21 protein-coding genes and 2 tRNA genes are annotated in these 17,020 nt (G+C 65.0%); 10 read left to right on the top strand and 13 right to left on the bottom strand.

Annotation, left to right across the window (positions count from 1 at the left end):
• The first annotated feature begins 30 nt into the window (after positions 1 to 30).
• Positions 31 to 336, top strand: coding sequence for a hypothetical protein (locus AC5LXK_RS08215; protein ID WP_493391122.1), 306 nt, complete (start codon positions 31 to 33; stop codon positions 334 to 336).
• A 434-nt stretch (positions 337 to 770) separates the two neighbouring features.
• On the opposite strand, the gene AC5LXK_RS08210 is transcribed toward AC5LXK_RS08215, so the two are convergent.
• Positions 771 to 1,166 carry a hypothetical protein gene (locus AC5LXK_RS08210; protein ID WP_493391121.1) on the bottom strand — a complete coding sequence of 132 codons (396 nt, stop codon included), beginning with the start codon at positions 1,164 to 1,166 and terminating at the stop codon, positions 771 to 773.
• A 267-nt stretch (positions 1,167 to 1,433) separates the two neighbouring features.
• Here AC5LXK_RS08210 and AC5LXK_RS08205 point away from each other — a divergent pair, with 267 nt between their 5' ends.
• The gene (locus AC5LXK_RS08205; protein ID WP_493391120.1) at positions 1,434 to 1,898 is read left to right on the top strand and encodes a plasmid fertility inhibition factor family protein; all 465 of its coding nucleotides are present in this window, start codon (positions 1,434 to 1,436) and stop codon (positions 1,896 to 1,898) included.
• A 96-nt stretch (positions 1,899 to 1,994) separates the two neighbouring features.
• On the opposite strand, the gene AC5LXK_RS08200 is transcribed toward AC5LXK_RS08205, so the two are convergent.
• The 9 genes from AC5LXK_RS08200 to ssuD all read right to left on the bottom strand — a co-directional run bounded on the left by AC5LXK_RS08200 (position 1,995) and on the right by ssuD (position 8,594).
• A complete protein-coding gene (locus AC5LXK_RS08200) occupies positions 1,995 to 2,510 on the bottom strand; it encodes a GNAT family N-acetyltransferase (RefSeq protein WP_493391119.1) in 516 nt (171 codons plus the stop codon).
• A 976-nt stretch (positions 2,511 to 3,486) separates the two neighbouring features.
• A tRNA-His gene (locus AC5LXK_RS08195) sits at positions 3,487 to 3,562 on the bottom strand.
• 54 nt (positions 3,563 to 3,616) lie between these two features.
• The gene (gene dusA / locus AC5LXK_RS08190; RefSeq protein ID WP_493391118.1) at positions 3,617 to 4,603 is read right to left on the bottom strand and encodes a tRNA dihydrouridine(20/20a) synthase DusA; all 987 of its coding nucleotides are present in this window, start codon (positions 4,601 to 4,603) and stop codon (positions 3,617 to 3,619) included.
• A 130-nt stretch (positions 4,604 to 4,733) separates the two neighbouring features.
• Positions 4,734 to 4,979 (bottom strand): hypothetical protein, encoded by a 246-nt coding sequence (locus AC5LXK_RS08185; RefSeq protein WP_493391117.1) that lies wholly within the window; start codon positions 4,977 to 4,979, stop codon positions 4,734 to 4,736.
• A 54-nt stretch (positions 4,980 to 5,033) separates the two neighbouring features.
• Positions 5,034 to 5,231 (bottom strand): hypothetical protein, encoded by a 198-nt coding sequence (locus AC5LXK_RS08180; RefSeq protein WP_493391116.1) that lies wholly within the window; start codon positions 5,229 to 5,231, stop codon positions 5,034 to 5,036.
• Between the two features lie 144 nt (positions 5,232 to 5,375).
• Positions 5,376 to 5,591, bottom strand: coding sequence for a TOBE domain-containing protein (locus tag AC5LXK_RS08175; RefSeq protein WP_006476104.1), 216 nt, complete (start codon positions 5,589 to 5,591; stop codon positions 5,376 to 5,378).
• 57 nt (positions 5,592 to 5,648) lie between these two features.
• The gene (locus AC5LXK_RS08170; protein WP_493391115.1) at positions 5,649 to 6,611 is read right to left on the bottom strand and encodes an ATP-binding cassette domain-containing protein; all 963 of its coding nucleotides are present in this window, start codon (positions 6,609 to 6,611) and stop codon (positions 5,649 to 5,651) included.
• Positions 6,608 to 7,420 (bottom strand): aliphatic sulfonate ABC transporter permease SsuC, encoded by an 813-nt coding sequence (gene ssuC, locus AC5LXK_RS08165; protein WP_493391114.1) that lies wholly within the window; start codon positions 7,418 to 7,420, stop codon positions 6,608 to 6,610. The genes AC5LXK_RS08170 and ssuC overlap by 4 nt, the downstream gene beginning before the upstream one ends.
• A 16-nt stretch (positions 7,421 to 7,436) precedes the next feature.
• Positions 7,437 to 8,594 carry an FMNH2-dependent alkanesulfonate monooxygenase gene (gene ssuD, locus AC5LXK_RS08160; RefSeq protein WP_493391113.1) on the bottom strand — a complete coding sequence of 386 codons (1,158 nt, stop codon included), beginning with the start codon at positions 8,592 to 8,594 and terminating at the stop codon, positions 7,437 to 7,439.
• 341 nt (positions 8,595 to 8,935) lie between these two features.
• On the opposite strand from ssuD, the gene AC5LXK_RS08155 reads away from it, so the two are divergent.
• Positions 8,936 to 9,364, top strand: a complete 429-nt coding sequence (locus AC5LXK_RS08155; protein ID WP_493391112.1) for a hypothetical protein — start codon at positions 8,936 to 8,938, stop codon at positions 9,362 to 9,364.
• A 106-nt stretch (positions 9,365 to 9,470) separates the two neighbouring features.
• Here the strand turns inward: AC5LXK_RS08155 and AC5LXK_RS08150 are convergent, their stop codons facing one another.
• From AC5LXK_RS08150 to AC5LXK_RS08140, 3 genes are read right to left on the bottom strand one after another with little or no spacing between them, the layout of a single operon-like run.
• Positions 9,471 to 10,619, bottom strand: coding sequence for an enoyl-CoA hydratase/isomerase family protein (locus AC5LXK_RS08150; RefSeq protein WP_493391111.1), 1,149 nt, complete (start codon positions 10,617 to 10,619; stop codon positions 9,471 to 9,473).
• Positions 10,620 to 10,650: 31 nt separating this feature from the next.
• Positions 10,651 to 10,983 carry a DMT family transporter gene (locus AC5LXK_RS08145; RefSeq protein WP_493391200.1) on the bottom strand — a complete coding sequence of 111 codons (333 nt, stop codon included), beginning with the start codon at positions 10,981 to 10,983 and terminating at the stop codon, positions 10,651 to 10,653.
• 9 nt (positions 10,984 to 10,992) lie between these two features.
• Entirely contained in the window at positions 10,993 to 11,490 is a 498-nt protein-coding gene (locus AC5LXK_RS08140; RefSeq protein ID WP_493391110.1) for a heme-degrading domain-containing protein, read from the bottom strand.
• 196 nt (positions 11,491 to 11,686) lie between these two features.
• Here AC5LXK_RS08140 and AC5LXK_RS08135 point away from each other — a divergent pair.
• The 7 genes from AC5LXK_RS08135 to AC5LXK_RS08105 all read left to right on the top strand — a co-directional run bounded on the left by AC5LXK_RS08135 (position 11,687) and on the right by AC5LXK_RS08105 (position 16,980).
• Positions 11,687 to 11,763, top strand: a tRNA-Met gene (locus AC5LXK_RS08135).
• A 185-nt stretch (positions 11,764 to 11,948) separates the two neighbouring features.
• Positions 11,949 to 12,494 (top strand): NUDIX hydrolase, encoded by a 546-nt coding sequence (locus AC5LXK_RS08130; RefSeq protein ID WP_493391109.1) that lies wholly within the window; start codon positions 11,949 to 11,951, stop codon positions 12,492 to 12,494.
• 11 nt (positions 12,495 to 12,505) lie between these two features.
• Positions 12,506 to 13,270: a leucyl/phenylalanyl-tRNA--protein transferase gene (aat, locus tag AC5LXK_RS08125; protein ID WP_493391108.1), complete on the top strand. Its 765-nt coding sequence runs from the start codon at positions 12,506 to 12,508 to the stop codon at positions 13,268 to 13,270.
• A 33-nt stretch (positions 13,271 to 13,303) separates the two neighbouring features.
• Positions 13,304 to 14,134 carry an arginyltransferase gene (locus tag AC5LXK_RS08120; RefSeq protein WP_493391107.1) on the top strand — a complete coding sequence of 277 codons (831 nt, stop codon included), beginning with the start codon at positions 13,304 to 13,306 and terminating at the stop codon, positions 14,132 to 14,134.
• A 98-nt stretch (positions 14,135 to 14,232) separates the two neighbouring features.
• The gene (locus tag AC5LXK_RS08115; RefSeq protein WP_493391106.1) at positions 14,233 to 15,270 is read left to right on the top strand and encodes a quinone-dependent dihydroorotate dehydrogenase; all 1,038 of its coding nucleotides are present in this window, start codon (positions 14,233 to 14,235) and stop codon (positions 15,268 to 15,270) included.
• A gap of 100 nt (positions 15,271 to 15,370) precedes the next feature.
• The gene (locus AC5LXK_RS08110) at positions 15,371 to 16,165 is read left to right on the top strand and encodes a cystine ABC transporter substrate-binding protein (RefSeq protein ID WP_493391105.1); all 795 of its coding nucleotides are present in this window, start codon (positions 15,371 to 15,373) and stop codon (positions 16,163 to 16,165) included.
• Positions 16,166 to 16,287: 122 nt separating this feature from the next.
• On the top strand, positions 16,288 to 16,980 hold the full coding sequence (locus AC5LXK_RS08105; RefSeq protein ID WP_493391104.1) for an amino acid ABC transporter permease: 693 nt from the start codon (positions 16,288 to 16,290) through the stop codon (positions 16,978 to 16,980).
• Positions 16,981 to 17,020 lie beyond the last annotated feature (40 nt).

Raw genomic sequence — 17,020 nt, 5'->3', positions numbered from 1 at the left:
GGCACAACCGCTGCGCACGACACGCATGCAATGCATGCGGTGCAAAAAAACATCCCGGCAGCGTTGTTGCGCGCCGCCGGGATCAAGGCATCGCCAGCCGAAACCGGCGATGGGCCTGAGGGTTCGCTCAGGCACGAGGAAAGCGATTCGTGCGGATCAGGCGATCGGACACCGGGGCGCGCAATGACTGCCATCGCGCTGCCTGCCGAAGGCCTGTCCGGTTCCGCCGACGCAGCCTTCCGGCGTCGGACGGGCAAAAAGCCCCCGCTCCTGCGCGAGCGAGCGGGGAAACAGTTGACCGGGCCGGGGAAGAACGGTCAACCGGTCAAATTGTGATCGGGGGTCGTGCGACGGTCTGTGCGGCAACTCACCCTTTGGTGACAATGTGACGGCAACGACCCGGCTCGCTCGCGGGCTGCCGGGTACCGTCATGGTCCGAGCGCATCGCGCTTGTTGCCGGCCTCGCCGACGACGTGCCGCTCGGTGGTCTATTCGCGTCCGACGTCTTCGGACAGCTTCGCGATGCAACCTGTCAGGCCGGCAGCAATTGCAAGCGCGCCAACGGTCAGCAACGTTTTTCTTTTCATTTCCGGCATTCTTTCTTGTTTTAATTCAAATGGATTTCTCAGCCCCGTGCGCAGTTTCGGTTAAGTCGCGCGCACTGTCAAAGCAGGATCATTCTATTTTTCGAGCGAGGTAATTCCAGCTTCATTTTTTCGCGTCGAATTTCGCGAACACAATGATCTGCATCACGAAAAGCCGATTTTTCATCAAGGCGAACCACAGGAAAACCAGTCGGCGACCATATCGATCCAGTCGAGATCGCTGGCGATTTCAATGGTGGCTTCGCCAATGATATCGGCCGCCGACGAATCGGTCGCGACCACCCCGGAGGCAACCGCACTCGCCTTTCCGATTTCGGCCGACGCACCGGACCTCGGTTCGGCAAGCCGCTCCAGCCAGTCGACGATATTGGCACGCGCGTCCTCTTCGTCGATGAAATCATGTCGCTCGAGAAAGCGGTCGAATACGATCCACGCGAGCGTCCTGCTTCGCCCATCGGATTCGAGCTGCCAGTCGACCACGGCGGTACGGCCGGACTCCCTGATTTCGAGCGTCGCGGTGAAACAGTAATCGAGATACTCGATCTCAAGTTTCGACGACATCGTTTTCTCCGTTCTTATGATCCCCTGCGCCGGACGCATTCACGACCCAGTGTGAATCTTGCGTGAATGTCACGCAGCGCTCCATTCAGGCTGGCAGTATCACGATATTCGCGCGGCCTGTCGATATGGACTGCCGACACACGGACGCAACCGCTTGTTCCGCTGCAGGTCGCTCCGCTTTCCTATTTCCGGTATCGGCCTGCTCCGCAGCGCTAATCGCACTGCTAAACTCGGGCTACCGAGACCGCTTGCGCCACCAGAGGAAAAATGACACTCGCCCACGCACAACAGAGCGGCGTAGATGTCTGGATTATCCAGCTTCCCGGCCATACCCCCTATGCCCATTCGCACCTCAAGCGGATATTCTCGTCCGACGACTCGCGCCATCGCGTCGTGACGATCGACCTGAAGAAACTGCTGGCCTGCGCCGACCGCGACACGACGGACTATGTGCTGCCGTCGGTTCAGTACTGGGCACCTGGAAAAGCGGCGGGCATTCGTGAATTCCTCGATCCGGACCAGGACAGGATTCCGGACATGCCGTTCATCACATTTCGCGAGGCGAGAACGCGCACGCTGTTCGGCATCCCCGGCCTGTCGAAAGTCGGCGTCGCGTCGTTCCGTAACGGCCAGCATCGCGCGCGCTATCTCGCCTATGCCGGTGCGACGAGCTTGCCCGTTGAAATCCACGAGACCGAAGCCGATCTGCTGATGCGCTATTGCGGCGAATAACGGCACAAGACGCACGGCTTTCGCGCGGTGTGGCGCCACAACGGCCGAACACAACCGTATTCGCGTGCAGCCGCGCGCACCGATACCGGCAGGCCTTCAAGCCTGTATCGCGTAAATCCGGTCGGTGACTTCCGTCTGGCCGATGCGGCTCGTTTCGACGCCGGCCAATTGCCAGCCGTTGTATTCGTAGAAGCCGATCGCACGCACGTTGTCGTCAAGCACTTGCAGGTGGACCTTGTCGACGCCGATCGACCGGGCCCACGCGCGAACGGCTTCGATCATGCGCTTGCCGGTGCCGCTGCCGTGATGCGACGGGTGAACGTGCAGGCAGTCGAGCAGCACACCGAGCGCCGGATCGACGGGACGCTCGGCACTGACGAAGCCGACGGGCTCGCCATTCGACTCGGCGATCAACACGAGGCCCCACTCCTTCTCGTTGCGATCGAGATACTTGCGCCACCGGGCCGCGTGTTCCGCCGGCACCTCGTCGGACAGATAGGCGGCAGGAAGAATATGGCTGTAGGCGGTTTGCCAGCTCAGCGTGTGCAGGCGAGCGATGTGGCTCGCGTCACGCGATGTCGCGGCACGCAGTGTGGTCCGGGTGTCCTGCATCGACGGCAACTCCTTCTGCTGGTTCTCGTGTTCGGTATGTGTTGTCGCAAAATATACCGTGCTTCGCGGGTTGCATTTCACAGGCGCTCGTCGTCGGGGCATTGGCGCGCAGGCAAAAAAAATCCCGACACCCTTTCCGGTCATCGGGATCGAACGGCCCTGCAAAGCATGAGGGCACGAGGAAGGCGCTACATTACATCAATGTAAGACCGCTGCGCTCTGTCGATCCGCGCCAAGTCCCTGTTCGATCCCGCCAATCATGCTGCGATGAACCGCGGTAAACGAAAAAAGCCTGCTCGCGCGACGCGCGAGCAGGCAAGAAAACGGATCAGCATTCGAGGCACGAGGGCTGTCCTAGAATGATAACGGCATGGTTCGCGCAAACCTTAGCCGGGAGAAGAAGTAGCGCACGCGAACTGATGTGAACGTTGCTAGCGCAACGACAGGAAAGCGCAACTCAATGGAGTCCGGGCCGTCTTTCGCTGTTGCGCCATCCACATCCCAAAGGCGACAGGCGTGGCGCTATCGGTTGATGTCGCACACGATGGCGCCCGATCTCGACGCCCACTCGCTTCACGTCGCCCGAGGTCCTGTACTCCGTGTCGAAGTTACATCGTCCGGGCGATCCGACTCCATCTTTGCGAACCGGAACGTTCGCGATGCAGGTACTACCGGGTGCCGGCTGCACGGACTCGATGATGATTTCGTAACGGTCGAATTCATCGATATGACGTTCGATTCCCTTGTGCACGGGGAGTCCTCGCACATTCGCCCGATATTGCAGTCGGGCAGTGGTTTTACGAAGCCGCATTTTTTGAAGAGCGACATCGTAACTACACCGCGCTCGATGCATTGAATACAGGCATACGGTTTCGTCAAAAATGCTTTGACGAAAAATCACTGTCCCGAGCCTGTGTCCGAACGCCAGAAAGCAAAAAGCCCGGTTCGAGGAACCGGGCTTTTTGCTTGAATTTTTTGGGGTGGCTGATGGGACTCGAACCCACGACGACAGGAATCACAATCCTGGACTCTACCAACTGAGCTACAGCCACCACTGATACTGCTTTCTTCTCTTCGCTGTTTTGTTTCAGCAGCGAAGAACAAGATTATACGAACACTTTTGAATCTTGCAAAGCCTTTTTTTCAAAAATTTCTTCGGCTTCGTTCAGATACGCGCGCGCCTCGTCGAACACGGCCAGATCGCCGCGCGCGAGCTTCTTGTTGTCGGACAGCACGCGACGCCAGCCGCGCGCACCCGGCATGCCGCGATACAGCCCGAGCGCGTGCCGCACGATCGCGCCGAGGTAGGTCCCGCGCTTCAGTTCGGCCGCGCAATATTCGATCAGTTGCGCTTCGGCCTCTTCACGCGTCGGCACCGCCGCGGTCGACCCGTAGAAGCGTGCGTCGACTTCGGCCAGCACGAACGGGTTGTGATACGCCTCGCGACCGAGCATTACGCCGTCGACGTGCTCGAGATGCTGCGCGACTTCATCAAGCGTCGTGATGCCACCGTTGATCACGATTTCCAGCGACGGGAAATCGCGCTTCAACCGATACGCGTAGTCATACTTGAGCGGCGGGATCTCGCGATTCTCCTTCGGCGACAGCCCCTTCAGGATCGCGTTGCGCGCATGCACGACGAACGTTTCGCAACCGGCTTCGGCCACCTTGCCGACGAAGTCGCGCACGAACGCGTAATCCTCGACCGCATCGACGCCGATCCGGTGCTTGACCGTCACCGGCACCGACACCGCGTCGCTCATCGCCTTCACGCAGTCGGCGACGAGTTGCGGCTCGTTCATCAGGCACGCACCGAACGCGCCGCGCTGCACGCGCTCCGACGGGCACCCGCAATTCAGGTTGATTTCGTCGTAGCCCCACTGCTCCCCGAGCTTCGCTGCGCGCGCGAGATCGTCACGCTCGCTGCCGCCCAGTTGCAGCGCGATCGGCGATTCGTTCGGCGCGAACGCGAGATGCCGCTGCGCATCGCCGAACAGCAGCGCGCCCGTCGTGATCATCTCCGTATACAGCCACGTATCGCGCGTCAGCGTGCGGTGGAACGACCGGCAATGGCGGTCGGTCCAGTCGAGCATGGGCGCGACGGAAACGCGGCGGGGAGGAAGCGAGGACGGAACGGACATGGAATTCGGGCGACAGGCCAGGCGGCACGGAAACAACCCGGCATTTTACCGCAATCCGGGGCGGGCCTGCCCGGCAGGCGTGCTAGGCGTCGCCCAGCTCCGCATCGACCGCCCGCCGCGCCTCGTCGAACACCCGCTCGATCACGCGCCGTTCGGTCAGCAGCACCCCGTCGACCTTGACGAGCCGCCAGTCGATCCGCACGGCATCGCCCTGCAGCACGCGGTAATGCGCATGTTCGCCGTCCCAGACCTGCTCGGTCTTCACCTCGATCTCGAAGCCGCGGTACGGCTCGCTGAAATCGCCGAGGTCGCTGCCTCTCGGTTCCATCGCACGCTCCGTGGCGACGCAGCACCGGCTGCGCGCGCAGCCGGCGCCGTGCGCTCAATTGTATTCGTTGGACAAAAAGGATTTGCCATCGGTCGTCAGGTCGACCCGGTCAGCCGTCGCCTGATAGATCAATCCCTCGTTCAGCAACGCATAGACGACGTCGTCGAACGCGGCGGGAACCGGCCGGCTGTCACCGAACTGGTCGATCCATTTCAGCGCCTCGATGGCTTCGGGGGAAAGAATGGGGGTCATGCGTTGGCCTCCGGCATCGGTGTCGCTCCATCCTAGCACTTCATCCGGAGGCCGAACACCGAGGCAAACGCACAGCGGGAATGCCGATGCGGCGCCAACGGGCAATGGGCCCGCCAGCGCCGCACCGGCACCCGGCACGCGCGCTCAGAGACGCGCGATCGAAACTTCCGTCGACTTCACGAGCGCAACGACTTCCGCGCCGACCTTCAGTTCGAGTTCGTCGACCGAACGGGTCGTGATCACCGAGGTGACGATGCCGAACGGCGTCTCGACGTCGACTTCGGACACCACGGAGCCGCGAATGATCTCCTTCACCTTGCCCTTGAACTGGTTACGTACGTTGATTGCAGTGATGCTCATCGGGATGATCGCTCCGAAGGAAAAAGTCTCAGAACGGACGGCCGAGGCCGCCCGGAATTAAACGGCCCAGCGAATCTGCCCGACCGGTCGAACGTTGCTCGCTGCCTCATGCGTCGCGTCCGGATCAGCCGCACCGGGGCCGCCGGCGAGCACGCGTTTCAGCACGCGATCCTCCAGCGCCGCGAACGCGGCCGACGCGCGGGCACGCGGCCGGTCGAGCGGCACCGGCTGGTCGAGCGCCACACGCCCCTGCTCGATCAGCAGGATGCGGTCGCCGAGCGCGACGGCTTCCTGCACATCGTGCGTGACGAGCAGTGCGGTGAACCGGTGCTCGCGCCACAAGCGCTCGATCAGCGCATGCATCTCGATGCGGGTCAGCGCGTCGAGCGCACCGAGCGGCTCGTCGAGCAGCAGCAGTTGCGGCCGGTGCACGAGCGCGCGAGCCAGTGCGACGCGCTGCCGCTGGCCGCCGGACAGTTGCGCCGGCCAGTCGTTCGCACGCTCCAGCAGGCCGACTTCGTCGAGCACCGCGCGTGCCTGGTCGCGCGCACCGCGCCCGAGGCCCAGCATCACGTTCTGCAGCACGGTCTTCCACGGCAGCAGGCGCGCATCCTGGTACATGATCCGCGTATCGAGCACGCCGCCGCCCTCGCCGCGCGTCACGAGCGCACCGCTGCTCGGCTGCTCGAGCCCCGCGACGAGCCGCAGCAGCGTCGATTTCCCGCAGCCGCTGCGACCGACGATCGCGACGAAGCTGCCGCGCGCAATGCCGAGCTCGACGTTGTCGAGCACCGTACGCGCGCCGAAGCGCTTGCTGACACCCGACAGCGTCACCGCGTCGTCGGGGGCCGGGCTGCCCGCGCGCCGCCGCGCGAGCGGCACGACCGATGCGCTGCCGTCTCGTTCGAGGATCGCCGCGTCACGCGCATCGCTGTCCGCCACGCGTGCCTGTGCAAGTTCAGCCTCGAGGTCTGCGCCGGCGAGCAGGCCGTAGGCGGCCGCCGAAGTCGTCGCATTCATGCCTTTGCTCCTGATTGATAAGCGGGGTGCCAGCGCAACGTCACGCGTTCGAGCCATTTCGCCAGCACATCGGCCAGCTTGCCGAGCACCGCGTACAGCAGGATGCCGACCACCACCACGTCGGTTTGCAGGAATTCACGCGCGTTCATCGTCATGTAGCCGATGCCCGACTGCGCGGAGATCGTTTCCGCGACGATCAGCATCACCCACATCAACCCGAGCGCGAAACGCACGCCGACGAGGATCGAAGGCAACGCCCCGGGCAGGATCACGTCGCGGTACAGCGCGAAACCGCGCACGCCGTAGCTCTTCGCCATCTCGATCAGGTTCGCGTCGACCGAGCGGATCCCGTGATAGGTATTGATGTAGACCGGGAAGAACACGCCGAGCGCCACGAGGAACAGCTTCGCCTTCTCGTCGATGCCGAACCACAGGATCACGAGCGGAATCATCGCGAGCGCCGGGATGTTGCGGATCATCTGGATCGTCGAATCGAGCGCGACTTCGGCGGCCTTCGACAGCCCGGTCGCCAGCCCCAGCGCAAGGCCGACACCGCCACCGAGCGCGAAGCCGAACAGCGCGCGCCACGTGCTCACTTTCACGTTCGCCCACATTTCGCCCGACGTCACGAGCGACCAGGCCGCACGCACGACCGCCACCGGCTCGGGCAACACGCGGGTCGACAGCCAGCCGGTGCGCGCACCGATTTCCCATGCCGCCAGCAGCGCGAGCGGCACGAGCCACGGCGCGATGCCGCGCCACGCGCGGGCGGCCACGGCGGTGCCCGTCGTCCACGTTTTCGTTGTCATCGCAGGCCTCCCTTGCTCAGCTCTGGCTCGCCTTCGGCAGATAGCTGTTGCCGACGATCTCGCCGAACGGCCCCGACAGCGGGCCGGCGGCCTTCTCCACACGCTTGCCCTTGATCAGCGGGAACACGAGCTCGGCAAAGCGATACGACTCCTCGAGATGCGGGTAGCCGGACAGGATGAACGTCTCGATACCGAGATCCGCGTATTCGCGCATGCGTTCCGCGACCTGTTCCGGATTGCCGACGAGCGCCGTGCCCGCACCGCCGCGCACGAGGCCGACACCAGCCCACAGGTTCGGGTACACCTCGAGTGAGTCGCGGCCACCCCGCTTGCCGCCGTGCAGCGCGGCCATCCGGCGCTGGCCTTCCGAATCCATGTTCGCGAACGCCTTCTGAGCACGCGCGATCGTGTCGTCGTCGAGGCGGCTGATCAGGCGCTCGGCATCGCGCCATGCTTCGTCCTCGGTCTCGCGCACGATCACGTGCATGCGAATGCCGAACTTGATCTTGCGGCCGCGCGCTTCGGCGCGTGCCCGGATGTCGGCGATCTTCTTCGCGACGGCCTCGGGCGGCTCGCCCCAGGTCAGGTAGGTATCGATGTGATCGGCGGCGATCGTGTGGGCGGCCGGCGACGAACCGCCGAACCACAGCGGCGGATGCGGACGCTGCACGGGCGGATAAAGCGCCTTGCCGCCTTTCGACTGCAGGTGCTTGCCGATGTAGTCGAAACCGCCGTTGTCGTGCGACGCGGCCAGCAGCCCGCGCCAGATGTTGAGGAAGTCGTCGGTAATCTCGTAACGCGTGTCGTGATCGGCAAAGAGGCCGTCGCCTTCAAGCTCGGCCGCATCGCCGCCCGTCACGACGTTGATCAGCAGGCGGCCGCCCGACAGGCGGTCGAACGTCGCGGCCATCCGCGCCGCGAGGCCCGGCGAAGCAATGCCGGGACGCACGGCGACCAGGAACTTCAAGCGCTGCGTCGCCGGAATGAGGCTCGACGCAACGACCCACGCATCCTCGCAGGAACGACCGGTCGGCAGCAGCACGCCGTCGTAGCCGAGCGTGTCGGCCGCCACCGCGACCTGCTTGAAATAATCGTAATCCGCAGCGCGCGCGCCTTCGGCCGTGCCGAGATAACGGCTGTCGCCATGCGTGGGGATAAACCAGAACACATTCATCTGCTGCTCCTGCTTGACTGTCACTGCCGAAATTTTGAAAAAACATCGCCCTGCTCGCGTCGCGGAGGTGCGGCGCATGCATGGTGTGCGTTCGAATCGGGATGGCTCGCCGGTCGCGCCGTGCAGCGGGCGAGGACGCGATTGCACGGCTGTTTCTGGGAAATCAGTCTAGGGATCGGTGCAGGGCTTTGGAACGATTTTTTTGAGCTTAGGTTTTCCGCTTTCGTGATTAGCACGACGCTGGAGCGAATATCCCCGCGGGCGGGCCCTATAATGACGCACCTATCCGAATAACTCCGCGCGTACGGCTCCGGTCATGCGCGCCTGCGGTGCACTCATCGATGCAGAAAGTCATCCTGCCATTCCTGTCCGGCTTCCTGGCCGCCCTGTTCTTCCGCGAGTCCACGCTCGCCCTCCTTCACACGGCCGACCTGATCGCGGCAACCGGCTTCTCGACACAGCCGTTCGCGCCGCTCGGCACTCCTGAATTTGTCGCGAATGCGCTGATCAGTGCGTGCTGCGCGATTCCGATGGCATGGTTGTTACGCGTGTCGCCGGAACGCGAGGCCTCGTGGATCGGCGCGCTCGTGTTCGGCGGCATCGTGCTGACGGCCGCCCGCGTGTTCGCGATCGATCCGCTGCGCGGCATCTGGCCGTCGGGCAACATGATGCCGGTGCTCGCGGCAGGCTTCGCCGCAAATGCGGTGTGGGGCTTCGGCGCGCTCGTGTTCATGCGCGCATTCATGTCGGACGACGCGGGCGACGAGTAACGTCCGCAGCGGGCGCTGCGCCCTTCGCCTCCGAACCGGCCGACGTCCATGAAAAAAGGCCGCCTGCACATGCAGGCGGCCTTTTCGTTTCCAACTCGCGCGTGGATCAGTCCTTCAGCTGTCGCAGCGGATGCGCATCCGGCGTCCACGGGCTGTCGAACATCGCCACCACGTCCGCGCGCTGGACGTCGGCCGCCGACTTGAAGCGCCACGCGGGCTGGTGATCCTTGTCGACGATCAGCGCGCGCACGCCTTCGATCACGTCGCCGCGCGCGAACGTCGAGCGCGTGAGATCGAGATCGCGTCGCAGGCAATCGGCCATCGTCGCGCCGCGCGCGCGTTCGACGACTTCGAGCGACACGGCCATCGACAACGGCGACAACTGCTCGCGCATCGCATGGGTCGCCTTCTCGACCCACCCGTCGACGGCTGCGCAATCCTGCTCGGCGTCGAGCGACGCGAGGATCGCGTTGATGTCGGGCTGCGCGAAATGCCGGTCGATCCCGGCACGCGCGTCGGCCAGCGCCGACGTGTCGGGCGTCGGCACGACCTTGTGCGCGGCAGCCGCATCGGCCACGCACGCGACGGCCTGCTCGCCGCTGTCGATGCGCGCGCTGCGCAGCGTATCGAGCAGCGCGGGCAACGCGGCATCGGGCAGATAGACGTCAGCGAGCTGCGCGTACAGCGCGCCGGCCGCGTCGAGCGCCGTGCCGGTCACTGCGAGATAGCGGCCGAGCGCACCGGGCGTACGCGCGAGAAACCAGCTCATCCCGACGTCCGGGAACAGGCCGATGCGCGTTTCGGGCATCGCCATCTTCGTCGAGTCGGTCACGACACGCAGGCCGCCCGTATGCCGCGCCGCCTGCGAAATGCCCATGCCGCCGCCCATCACGACGCCATGCATCAACGCGATGTACGGCTTCGGATAGGTGAAGATCGCATGGTTCAGCGTGTATTCCTCGATGAAGAACGTGTCGACCGCGTCGCGGTCGCCGCGCTGCCACGCGTCGTGGAAGAAGCGCACGTCGCCGCCCGCGCAGAACGCGCGCGGGTGCGGGCTGTGCACGACGACCGCGACGACTTCGGGATCGTCGCGCCACGCATCGAGCGCCTGCTGCATCAGCCGGATCATGCCGACCGACAGCGCGTTCAGCGCCTTCGGCCGGTTCAGTTCGAGAAAGCCGATGCGGTTCGCGACATACGCGCGCACGTCGGGCTCGGCGGATTCTGCGGCAGCGGAAATGGAATCGGTCATGAGGATCATCCGGAAAACGGCAGTCGCACGCTCAGTGCGCCTGCATCTTCGAAAACAGGTTCAGCACCACGACGCCGGCGATGATCAGCCCGAGACCGATCACCGCCGGCAGGTCCGGCACCTGACGATAGAGCAGCATCGCGACGAGCGTGATCAGCACGATGCCGGCGCCCGACCAGACTGCATAGATGATGCCCACGGGCATCGTGCGCAACGTGATCGACAGGCAGTAGAACGCGATGCCGTAGCCGGCGACGACGAGCGCCGACGGCCAGAGGCGCGTAAAGCCGTCCGCCGCGCGCAGCGCGGACGTGCCGACCACTTCCGCGACGATCGCGATCGCGAGCCATGCGTACCCGGGCAATTGCATCGCTCAGCTCCTTGCGAGGGCCAGCACGGCGTAGTCGTGGCCGAGCTCCGCGCATAGCGCCTCGACGACGAATTCGTGATCCGCGCGCTGCGGCAGCCCCGACGCCGTGATCGAGCCGATCACGCCGGCACCGGCGACGGTCAGCGGAAACGAGCCGCCGTGCGGCGCATATTCGGCGATCGGCAATCCGTGCTTGTCGGCGAGCGTGGCGCCGGCTTGCTGCATGCGCAGGCCGATCGCGTACGAGCTGCGGCGAAAATGCGCGACGACGTTGCGCTTGCGGCGCACCCAGTCGGCATTGTCGGGCGTTGCGCCGGCAAGCGCCGCGTAGAACAGCGGCTGGCCGAACGTGACGATGTCGATCGCGACCGCATGGCCGCGCGACGTCGCGAGTGCATGCATCCGGTTGCCGAGCGCCCACGCGCGGGCCGGGTCGAAATGGGGAAACACGAGCGCCTGTTCCTGCGCGCCGATCGATTGCAGATCGTGAGCGATATCCATGAATCCGTCGATGCAGTAATGAGAGTCGCAACGGGGCCGACGCGTCGCGCATGGCCCCGCTGAATAGGAGACTAAACAAACCGCTCGATTCTAGCGCACGCACCCGCCGTCCCAGCCCCACCCGCAGCGACAAGAAATTGTCAGAAAGCGCTTGCACGCATTCGGGATAACCCATATAATTCATTTCTTCGACGGACGCGGGGTGGAGCAGTCTGGCAGCTCGTCGGGCTCATAACCCGAAGGTCGTAGGTTCAAATCCTACCCCCGCAACCAACCGTCCAGAATTACGCAAAAAGCCCGGCCCTGCGCCGGGCTTTTTGTTTTTCCGCGCACGATCGCCGCCCCTCCTTGCGCGCACTCGCCCCGCGCTTCGCACAGCCCGCCGTCCACATGCGCAGGCGTTCGAGAATGCTGCTGCCCGGTGATACACTCGCATCACCTCGTCCCTTCCACTCGACATGAAATTCTGCTCCGTCTGCGGTCACGAAGTCATCGCGCGCATTCCTCCGGGCGACAACCGCGAGCGCTTCGTCTGCGATCACTGCGGCACGATCCACTATCAGAATCCGCGCAACGTCGTCGGCACGGTCCCGGTGTGGGGCGACCGGATCCTGCTGTGCCGCCGTGCGATCGAACCGCGTTACGGATTCTGGACGCTGCCGGCGGGCTTCATGGAAATGGGCGAGACGACGGCGGAAGCCGCCGCGCGCGAAACGCTCGAGGAAGCCGGCGCGCGCGTCGAGGTGCAGAACCTGTTCACGCTGCTCAACGTGCCGCACGTACACCAGGTCCACCTGTTCTACCTCGCCCGGCTCACCGACCCGGCCTTCGAAGCCGGCGAGGAAAGCCTCGAAGTGAAACTGTTCGACGAAGCCGACATCCCGTGGGACGAGATCGCGTTCCCGACCGTCAGCCAGACCCTGCGATTCTTCTTCGCCGATCGCGCCGCGGGCGACTACGGCGTGCACACCGGCGATATCTTCCGCTCGCTGCGCAACGGCTGAGCCCGCGCCCCATGGTCCCCTGGCTCGGCCCGGACGATCCGTTTCCGTCCATCGAACGCGCGCTCGGTCCCGCGACCGGCGCGCCCGGGCTGCTCGCCGCGAGCGCCGACCTCCTGCCATCGCGCCTCATCGACGCCTACCTGCGCGGCATCTTCCCGTGGTATTCGGACGGCCAGCCGGTGCTGTGGTGGAGCCCCGACCCACGCATGATCCTCGTGCCGGCCGAATTCAAGGTGTCGCCGTCGCTGCGCAAGACGCTGAAGCGCGTGCTGCGCGAGCCGGAATGGGAGGTACGCGTCGATCACGATTTTCCCGGCGTCATGCGCGCCTGTGCGCAGGCGCCGCGACGCGGGCAGCGCGGCACGTGGATCACCGCCGAGATCATCGACGCCTATACGTCGCTCTACCGCTCCGGCAACGCCCACAGCATCGAGACGTGGCACGACGGGCGCCGCGTGGGCGGCCTGTACGGCGTGTCGTTCGGGCGGATGTTCTTCGGCGAGTCGATGTTTGCCGACGTGACCGACGCCTCGAAAATCGCGCTGGCCACGCTCATCGCCCACCTTCGCGGCCAGGGGCTGGAGATGATAGACTGCCAGCAGAATACGTCGCATCTAGCGTCGCTCGGCGGCCGCGAGATCGCACGCAAGGCCTTTGTCGCTCACGTGCGCAGCGCGGTAGCCGAACCGCCGATTCCGTGGCAGTTCGACAAGCGCGTGCTCGCCGCGCTGACGGGCCGCGCCGAACCGGCGGCCCCTTCCGGGATCGAGCGCTAGCGCGGCACTCCTTCCCTGCATCGAGAGCTGCCCATGACTCACCCGACTGAGCTGCCGCTTTCACCGCTTTCGGCGCTGCAATTCTATGCAACGGCGCCCTATCCGTGCAGCTATCTGGACGGCCGCATCGCGCGCTCGCAGGTCGCGACGCCGAGCCACCTGATCAATTCCGACATCTACACCGAACTCGTGAAGGCCGGCTTCCGCCGCTCGGGCGTCTTCACGTATCGCCCTTACTGCGACGGCTGCCGCGCATGCGTGCCGGTGCGCGTACCCGTGGGCGAGTTCGTGCCGTCGCGCACGCAGCGCCGGATGTGGAAGCGGCACCGCGCGCTGGTCGCGACCGTATCGCCGCTGCACTACGACGAAGAGCATTACGCGCTCTACATGCGCTACCAGTCCGCACGCCACGCGGGCGGCGGCATGGATCGCGACAGCCGCGACCAGTACGAACAGTTCCTGCTGCAGAGCCGGATCAACTCGCGCCTCGTCGAATTCCGCGACCTCGACGCACCGGGCGGCGAGCCCGGCAAGCTGCGCATGGTCAGCATGATCGACATCCTCGGCGACGGGCTGTCGTCGGTCTATACGTTCTTCGAACCGGACGACCAGCACACGAGCTACGGCACCTACAACATCCTGTGGCAGATCGAACAGGCGAGAAGCCTCGGCCTGCCGTACGTGTACCTCGGCTACTGGATCCGCGAGAGCCCGAAGATGGCCTACAAGGCGAACTTCCACCCGCTCGAAGGGCTGATCGACGGCCGCTGGAAGGCGCTCGACCCGGAGCGGATCGACCTGCCGCCCGTCGACGCGGCGCTGGCCCGCGCGCCGTTGCCGGGCGGGCATTCCGGCTCGGGCTGACCACGCTGCGGGAGGCTACGAAGCGAAGCACGCCCGTGCCGCCCAACTCCCGGTAAAATAGCGGGTTGTCATTCATTCCGGCTGTCCGCCCAATTCCCGTGTTCAGTTCCCTCTATCCGCTGGCCCGCGCATCCCTGTTCAAAATGGATGCGGAAGACGCTCACCATCTCACGCTGCGCGCGCTCGGCGCGGCCGGCCGCACGGGTCTCGCCTGTGCGCTGTCGGCCCGCGTGCCCGACGCCCCGCGCACCGTGATGGGGCTCACGTTCCGCAACCCGGTCGGCCTCGCGGCCGGCCTCGACAAGGACGGGGCGGCCATCGACGGCCTCGCGGCGCTCGGTTTCGGCTTCATCGAGGTCGGCACGGTCACACCGCGCCCGCAGCCCGGCAACCCGCGTCCGCGGATGTTCCGGCTGCCGCAGGCCGAGGCCCTGATCAACCGGATGGGCTTCAACAACCACGGCGTCGACCAGTTCGTGAAGAACGTCCAGGCCGCCCGCTACCGCGGCATCCTCGGCCTGAACATCGGCAAGAACGCCGACACGCCGATCGAGCGCGCTGCGGAGGATTATCTCTACTGCCTCGAGCGCGTGTACCCGTTCGCGAGCTACGTGACGATCAACATCTCGTCGCCGAACACGAAGAACCTGCGCCAGCTGCAGGGCGCGGGCGAGCTCGACGCGCTGCTCGCCGCGCTGAAGGACAAGCAGCAGCGCCTTGCCGACCTGCACGGCAAGCTCGTACCGCTCGCGCTGAAGATCGCCCCCGATCTCGACGACGAGCAGGTCAAGGAAATCGGCGACACGCTGCTGCGCCACAAGATCGAAGCGGTCATCGCCACCAACACGACGTTGTCGCGCGCGGCCGTCCAGGGGCTGCCGCACGCGGACGAAGCCGGCGGCCTGTCAGGCCGCCCCGTGTTCGACGCGTCGAACGACGTGATCCGCAAGCTGCACGCGCAAGTCGGCAACGACGTACCGATCATCGGTGTCGGCGGCATTTTCTCGGGCGAGGACGCCCGCGCGAAGCTCTCGGCCGGCGCCGCGCTCGTCCAGCTTTACACCGGCTTCATCTACCGCGGCCCGGCGCTCGTGTCGGAATGCGTGAAGGCGATCGCCCGCGAACGCGCCGCGTAATATAGACATAAACAAACTGTATTTAATGATCGATAGCGTTTTTGCTATCATCAGCCCTACTATCAGAATCATTGACCCGGACAGGGCAAGGACACACACGATGAAATTTTCGCTGCTGAAGAAGCTGCTGGTAGCCGGCCTGATCGGCACGTCGTTCGCTGCGGCGACCGCGCACGCAGCCGACCTCCTCGACCAGGTCAAACAACGCGGCACGCTGCGCATCGGCCTCGAAGGCACGTTCCCGCCGTTCAACTCGAAGAACCCGCAGGGCGAACTCGTCGGCTTCGACGTCGACATCGCGAAGGCCGTTGCGGCGAAGCTCGGCGTGAAGGCGGAATTCGTGACGACCGAATGGAGCGGCATCATCGCGGGCCTGCAGGCCGGCAAGTTCGACGTGATCGCCAACCAGGTCGGCATCACCGACAAGCGCAAGGAGACGCTCGACTTCTCGCCGGCGTACACGTACTCGTCCGCGCAGCTGATCCAGCGCAAGGACGACACGCGTGACTTCAAGTCGCTGGAAGACCTGAAGGGCAAGAAGCTCGGTGTCGCGCTCGGCACGAACTACATGGACATGGCGAAGTCGGTACCCGGCATCGACGTGAAGACGTACCCGGGCGCGCCCGAGTACCTGCGCGACCTCGCGGCCGGCCGCCTCGACGCGGCGCTGAACGACCGCCTGATGCTCGCGTACCTGACGAAGAATTCGCAGCTGCCGCTGCGCCCGGGCGCGAACGTCGGCTCGGCGAACCCGTCGGGCATCCCGTTCAAGAAGGGCAACCCGAAGTTCCAGAAGGCGATCGACGACGCGATGGCGCAACTCGAGGCCGACGGCACGTTCACGAAGATCTCGGACAAGTGGTTCGGCATCGACGTGACGAAACCGATCAAGTAAGCACGCCTGCATTTCCCGCCTGACGGCGGGCCGGAAAGGGCGGCATCCGCGACGATGCCGCCCTTTGTTTTATTGGTCCGGTTTATGATTGCGCTTTCGCGCACGCATTCGATTCGTATTCCATGTCGACAACGTCCCTGCTCGTCCAATCGCTGCCGGTACTCGCCCAGGGTGCCGTCCTGACCGTCAAGTTCGCCGTACTGTCGATGGTGTTCGGCCTGCTTGGCGCCGTCATGCTCGCGATGATGGGCATCCGGCAGAGCGAAGCGCTCGAAGGCTTCGAACGCATCTGGGTCAACGCGCTCGCATGGCTCGCACGCGCGTACGTGAGCCTGATGCGCGGCACGCCGCTGCTCGTGCAGATCTTCGTCATCTATTACGGGCTGCCGAGCCTCGGCATCTCGCTCGATCCGACGCCGGCCGGCGTCATTGCGCTGTCCGCAAACGTCGCGGCTTACATGTCGGAAAGCATGCGCGGCGCGATCAACGGGATCGCGCGCGGCCAATGGCTCGCCGCGTACAGCCTTGGGCTGTCGTGGGGGCAGACGCTGCGCTACGTGATCGGCCCGCAGGCGCTGCGCATCGCGGTGCCGAGCCTGTCGAACAGCCTGATCAGCCTGATCAAGGACACGTCGCTCGTGTCCGTGATCACCGTGACGGAGCTGTTGCGCAGCGCGCAGGAAGTGATCGCGGCGACCTATCAGCCGCTGCCGCTCTATCTCGCCGCCGCGGCCGTGTACTGGATCCTGTGCCAGATCCTCGAATGGGTGCAGCGCTGGTACGAAAAACGCCTGTCGCTGCCGTCGCGTCACTGAGTCACGCGGTTCCGCCGGGCCGCGCTCGCGCGCCCGGCAT

Source organism: Burkholderia pulmonis (assembly GCF_984667975.1).
The sequence above is the reverse complement of the archived record's forward strand: the minus strand, read 5'-3'. Positions and strand labels throughout refer to the sequence as shown.

Bases quoted from the DNA above. Each gene is read 5' to 3' on its own strand.
- AC5LXK_RS08215 (WP_493391122.1), top strand. From the start codon at position 31: ATGCATGCGGTGCAAAAAAACATCCCGGCAGCGTTGTTGCGCGCCGCC.
- AC5LXK_RS08210 (WP_493391121.1), bottom strand. From the start codon at position 1,166: ATGTCGTCGAAACTTGAGATCGAGTATCTCGATTACTGTTTCACCGCG.
- AC5LXK_RS08205 (WP_493391120.1), top strand. From the start codon at position 1,434: ATGACACTCGCCCACGCACAACAGAGCGGCGTAGATGTCTGGATTATC.
- AC5LXK_RS08200 (WP_493391119.1), bottom strand. From the start codon at position 2,510: ATGCAGGACACCCGGACCACACTGCGTGCCGCGACATCGCGTGACGCG.
- dusA (WP_493391118.1), bottom strand. From the start codon at position 4,603: ATGCTCGACTGGACCGACCGCCATTGCCGGTCGTTCCACCGCACGCTG.
- AC5LXK_RS08185 (WP_493391117.1), bottom strand. From the start codon at position 4,979: ATGGAACCGAGAGGCAGCGACCTCGGCGATTTCAGCGAGCCGTACCGC.
- AC5LXK_RS08180 (WP_493391116.1), bottom strand. From the start codon at position 5,231: ATGACCCCCATTCTTTCCCCCGAAGCCATCGAGGCGCTGAAATGGATC.
- AC5LXK_RS08175 (WP_006476104.1), bottom strand. From the start codon at position 5,591: ATGAGCATCACTGCAATCAACGTACGTAACCAGTTCAAGGGCAAGGTG.
- AC5LXK_RS08170 (WP_493391115.1), bottom strand. From the start codon at position 6,611: ATGAATGCGACGACTTCGGCGGCCGCCTACGGCCTGCTCGCCGGCGCA.
- ssuC (WP_493391114.1), bottom strand. From the start codon at position 7,420: ATGACAACGAAAACGTGGACGACGGGCACCGCCGTGGCCGCCCGCGCG.
- ssuD (WP_493391113.1), bottom strand. From the start codon at position 8,594: ATGAATGTGTTCTGGTTTATCCCCACGCATGGCGACAGCCGTTATCTC.
- AC5LXK_RS08155 (WP_493391112.1), top strand. From the start codon at position 8,936: ATGCAGAAAGTCATCCTGCCATTCCTGTCCGGCTTCCTGGCCGCCCTG.
- AC5LXK_RS08150 (WP_493391111.1), bottom strand. From the start codon at position 10,619: ATGACCGATTCCATTTCCGCTGCCGCAGAATCCGCCGAGCCCGACGTG.
- AC5LXK_RS08140 (WP_493391110.1), bottom strand. From the start codon at position 11,490: ATGGATATCGCTCACGATCTGCAATCGATCGGCGCGCAGGAACAGGCG.
- AC5LXK_RS08130 (WP_493391109.1), top strand. From the start codon at position 11,949: ATGAAATTCTGCTCCGTCTGCGGTCACGAAGTCATCGCGCGCATTCCT.
- aat (WP_493391108.1), top strand. From the start codon at position 12,506: ATGGTCCCCTGGCTCGGCCCGGACGATCCGTTTCCGTCCATCGAACGC.
- AC5LXK_RS08120 (WP_493391107.1), top strand. From the start codon at position 13,304: ATGACTCACCCGACTGAGCTGCCGCTTTCACCGCTTTCGGCGCTGCAA.
- AC5LXK_RS08110 (WP_493391105.1), top strand. From the start codon at position 15,371: ATGAAATTTTCGCTGCTGAAGAAGCTGCTGGTAGCCGGCCTGATCGGC.
- AC5LXK_RS08105 (WP_493391104.1), top strand. From the start codon at position 16,288: ATGTCGACAACGTCCCTGCTCGTCCAATCGCTGCCGGTACTCGCCCAG.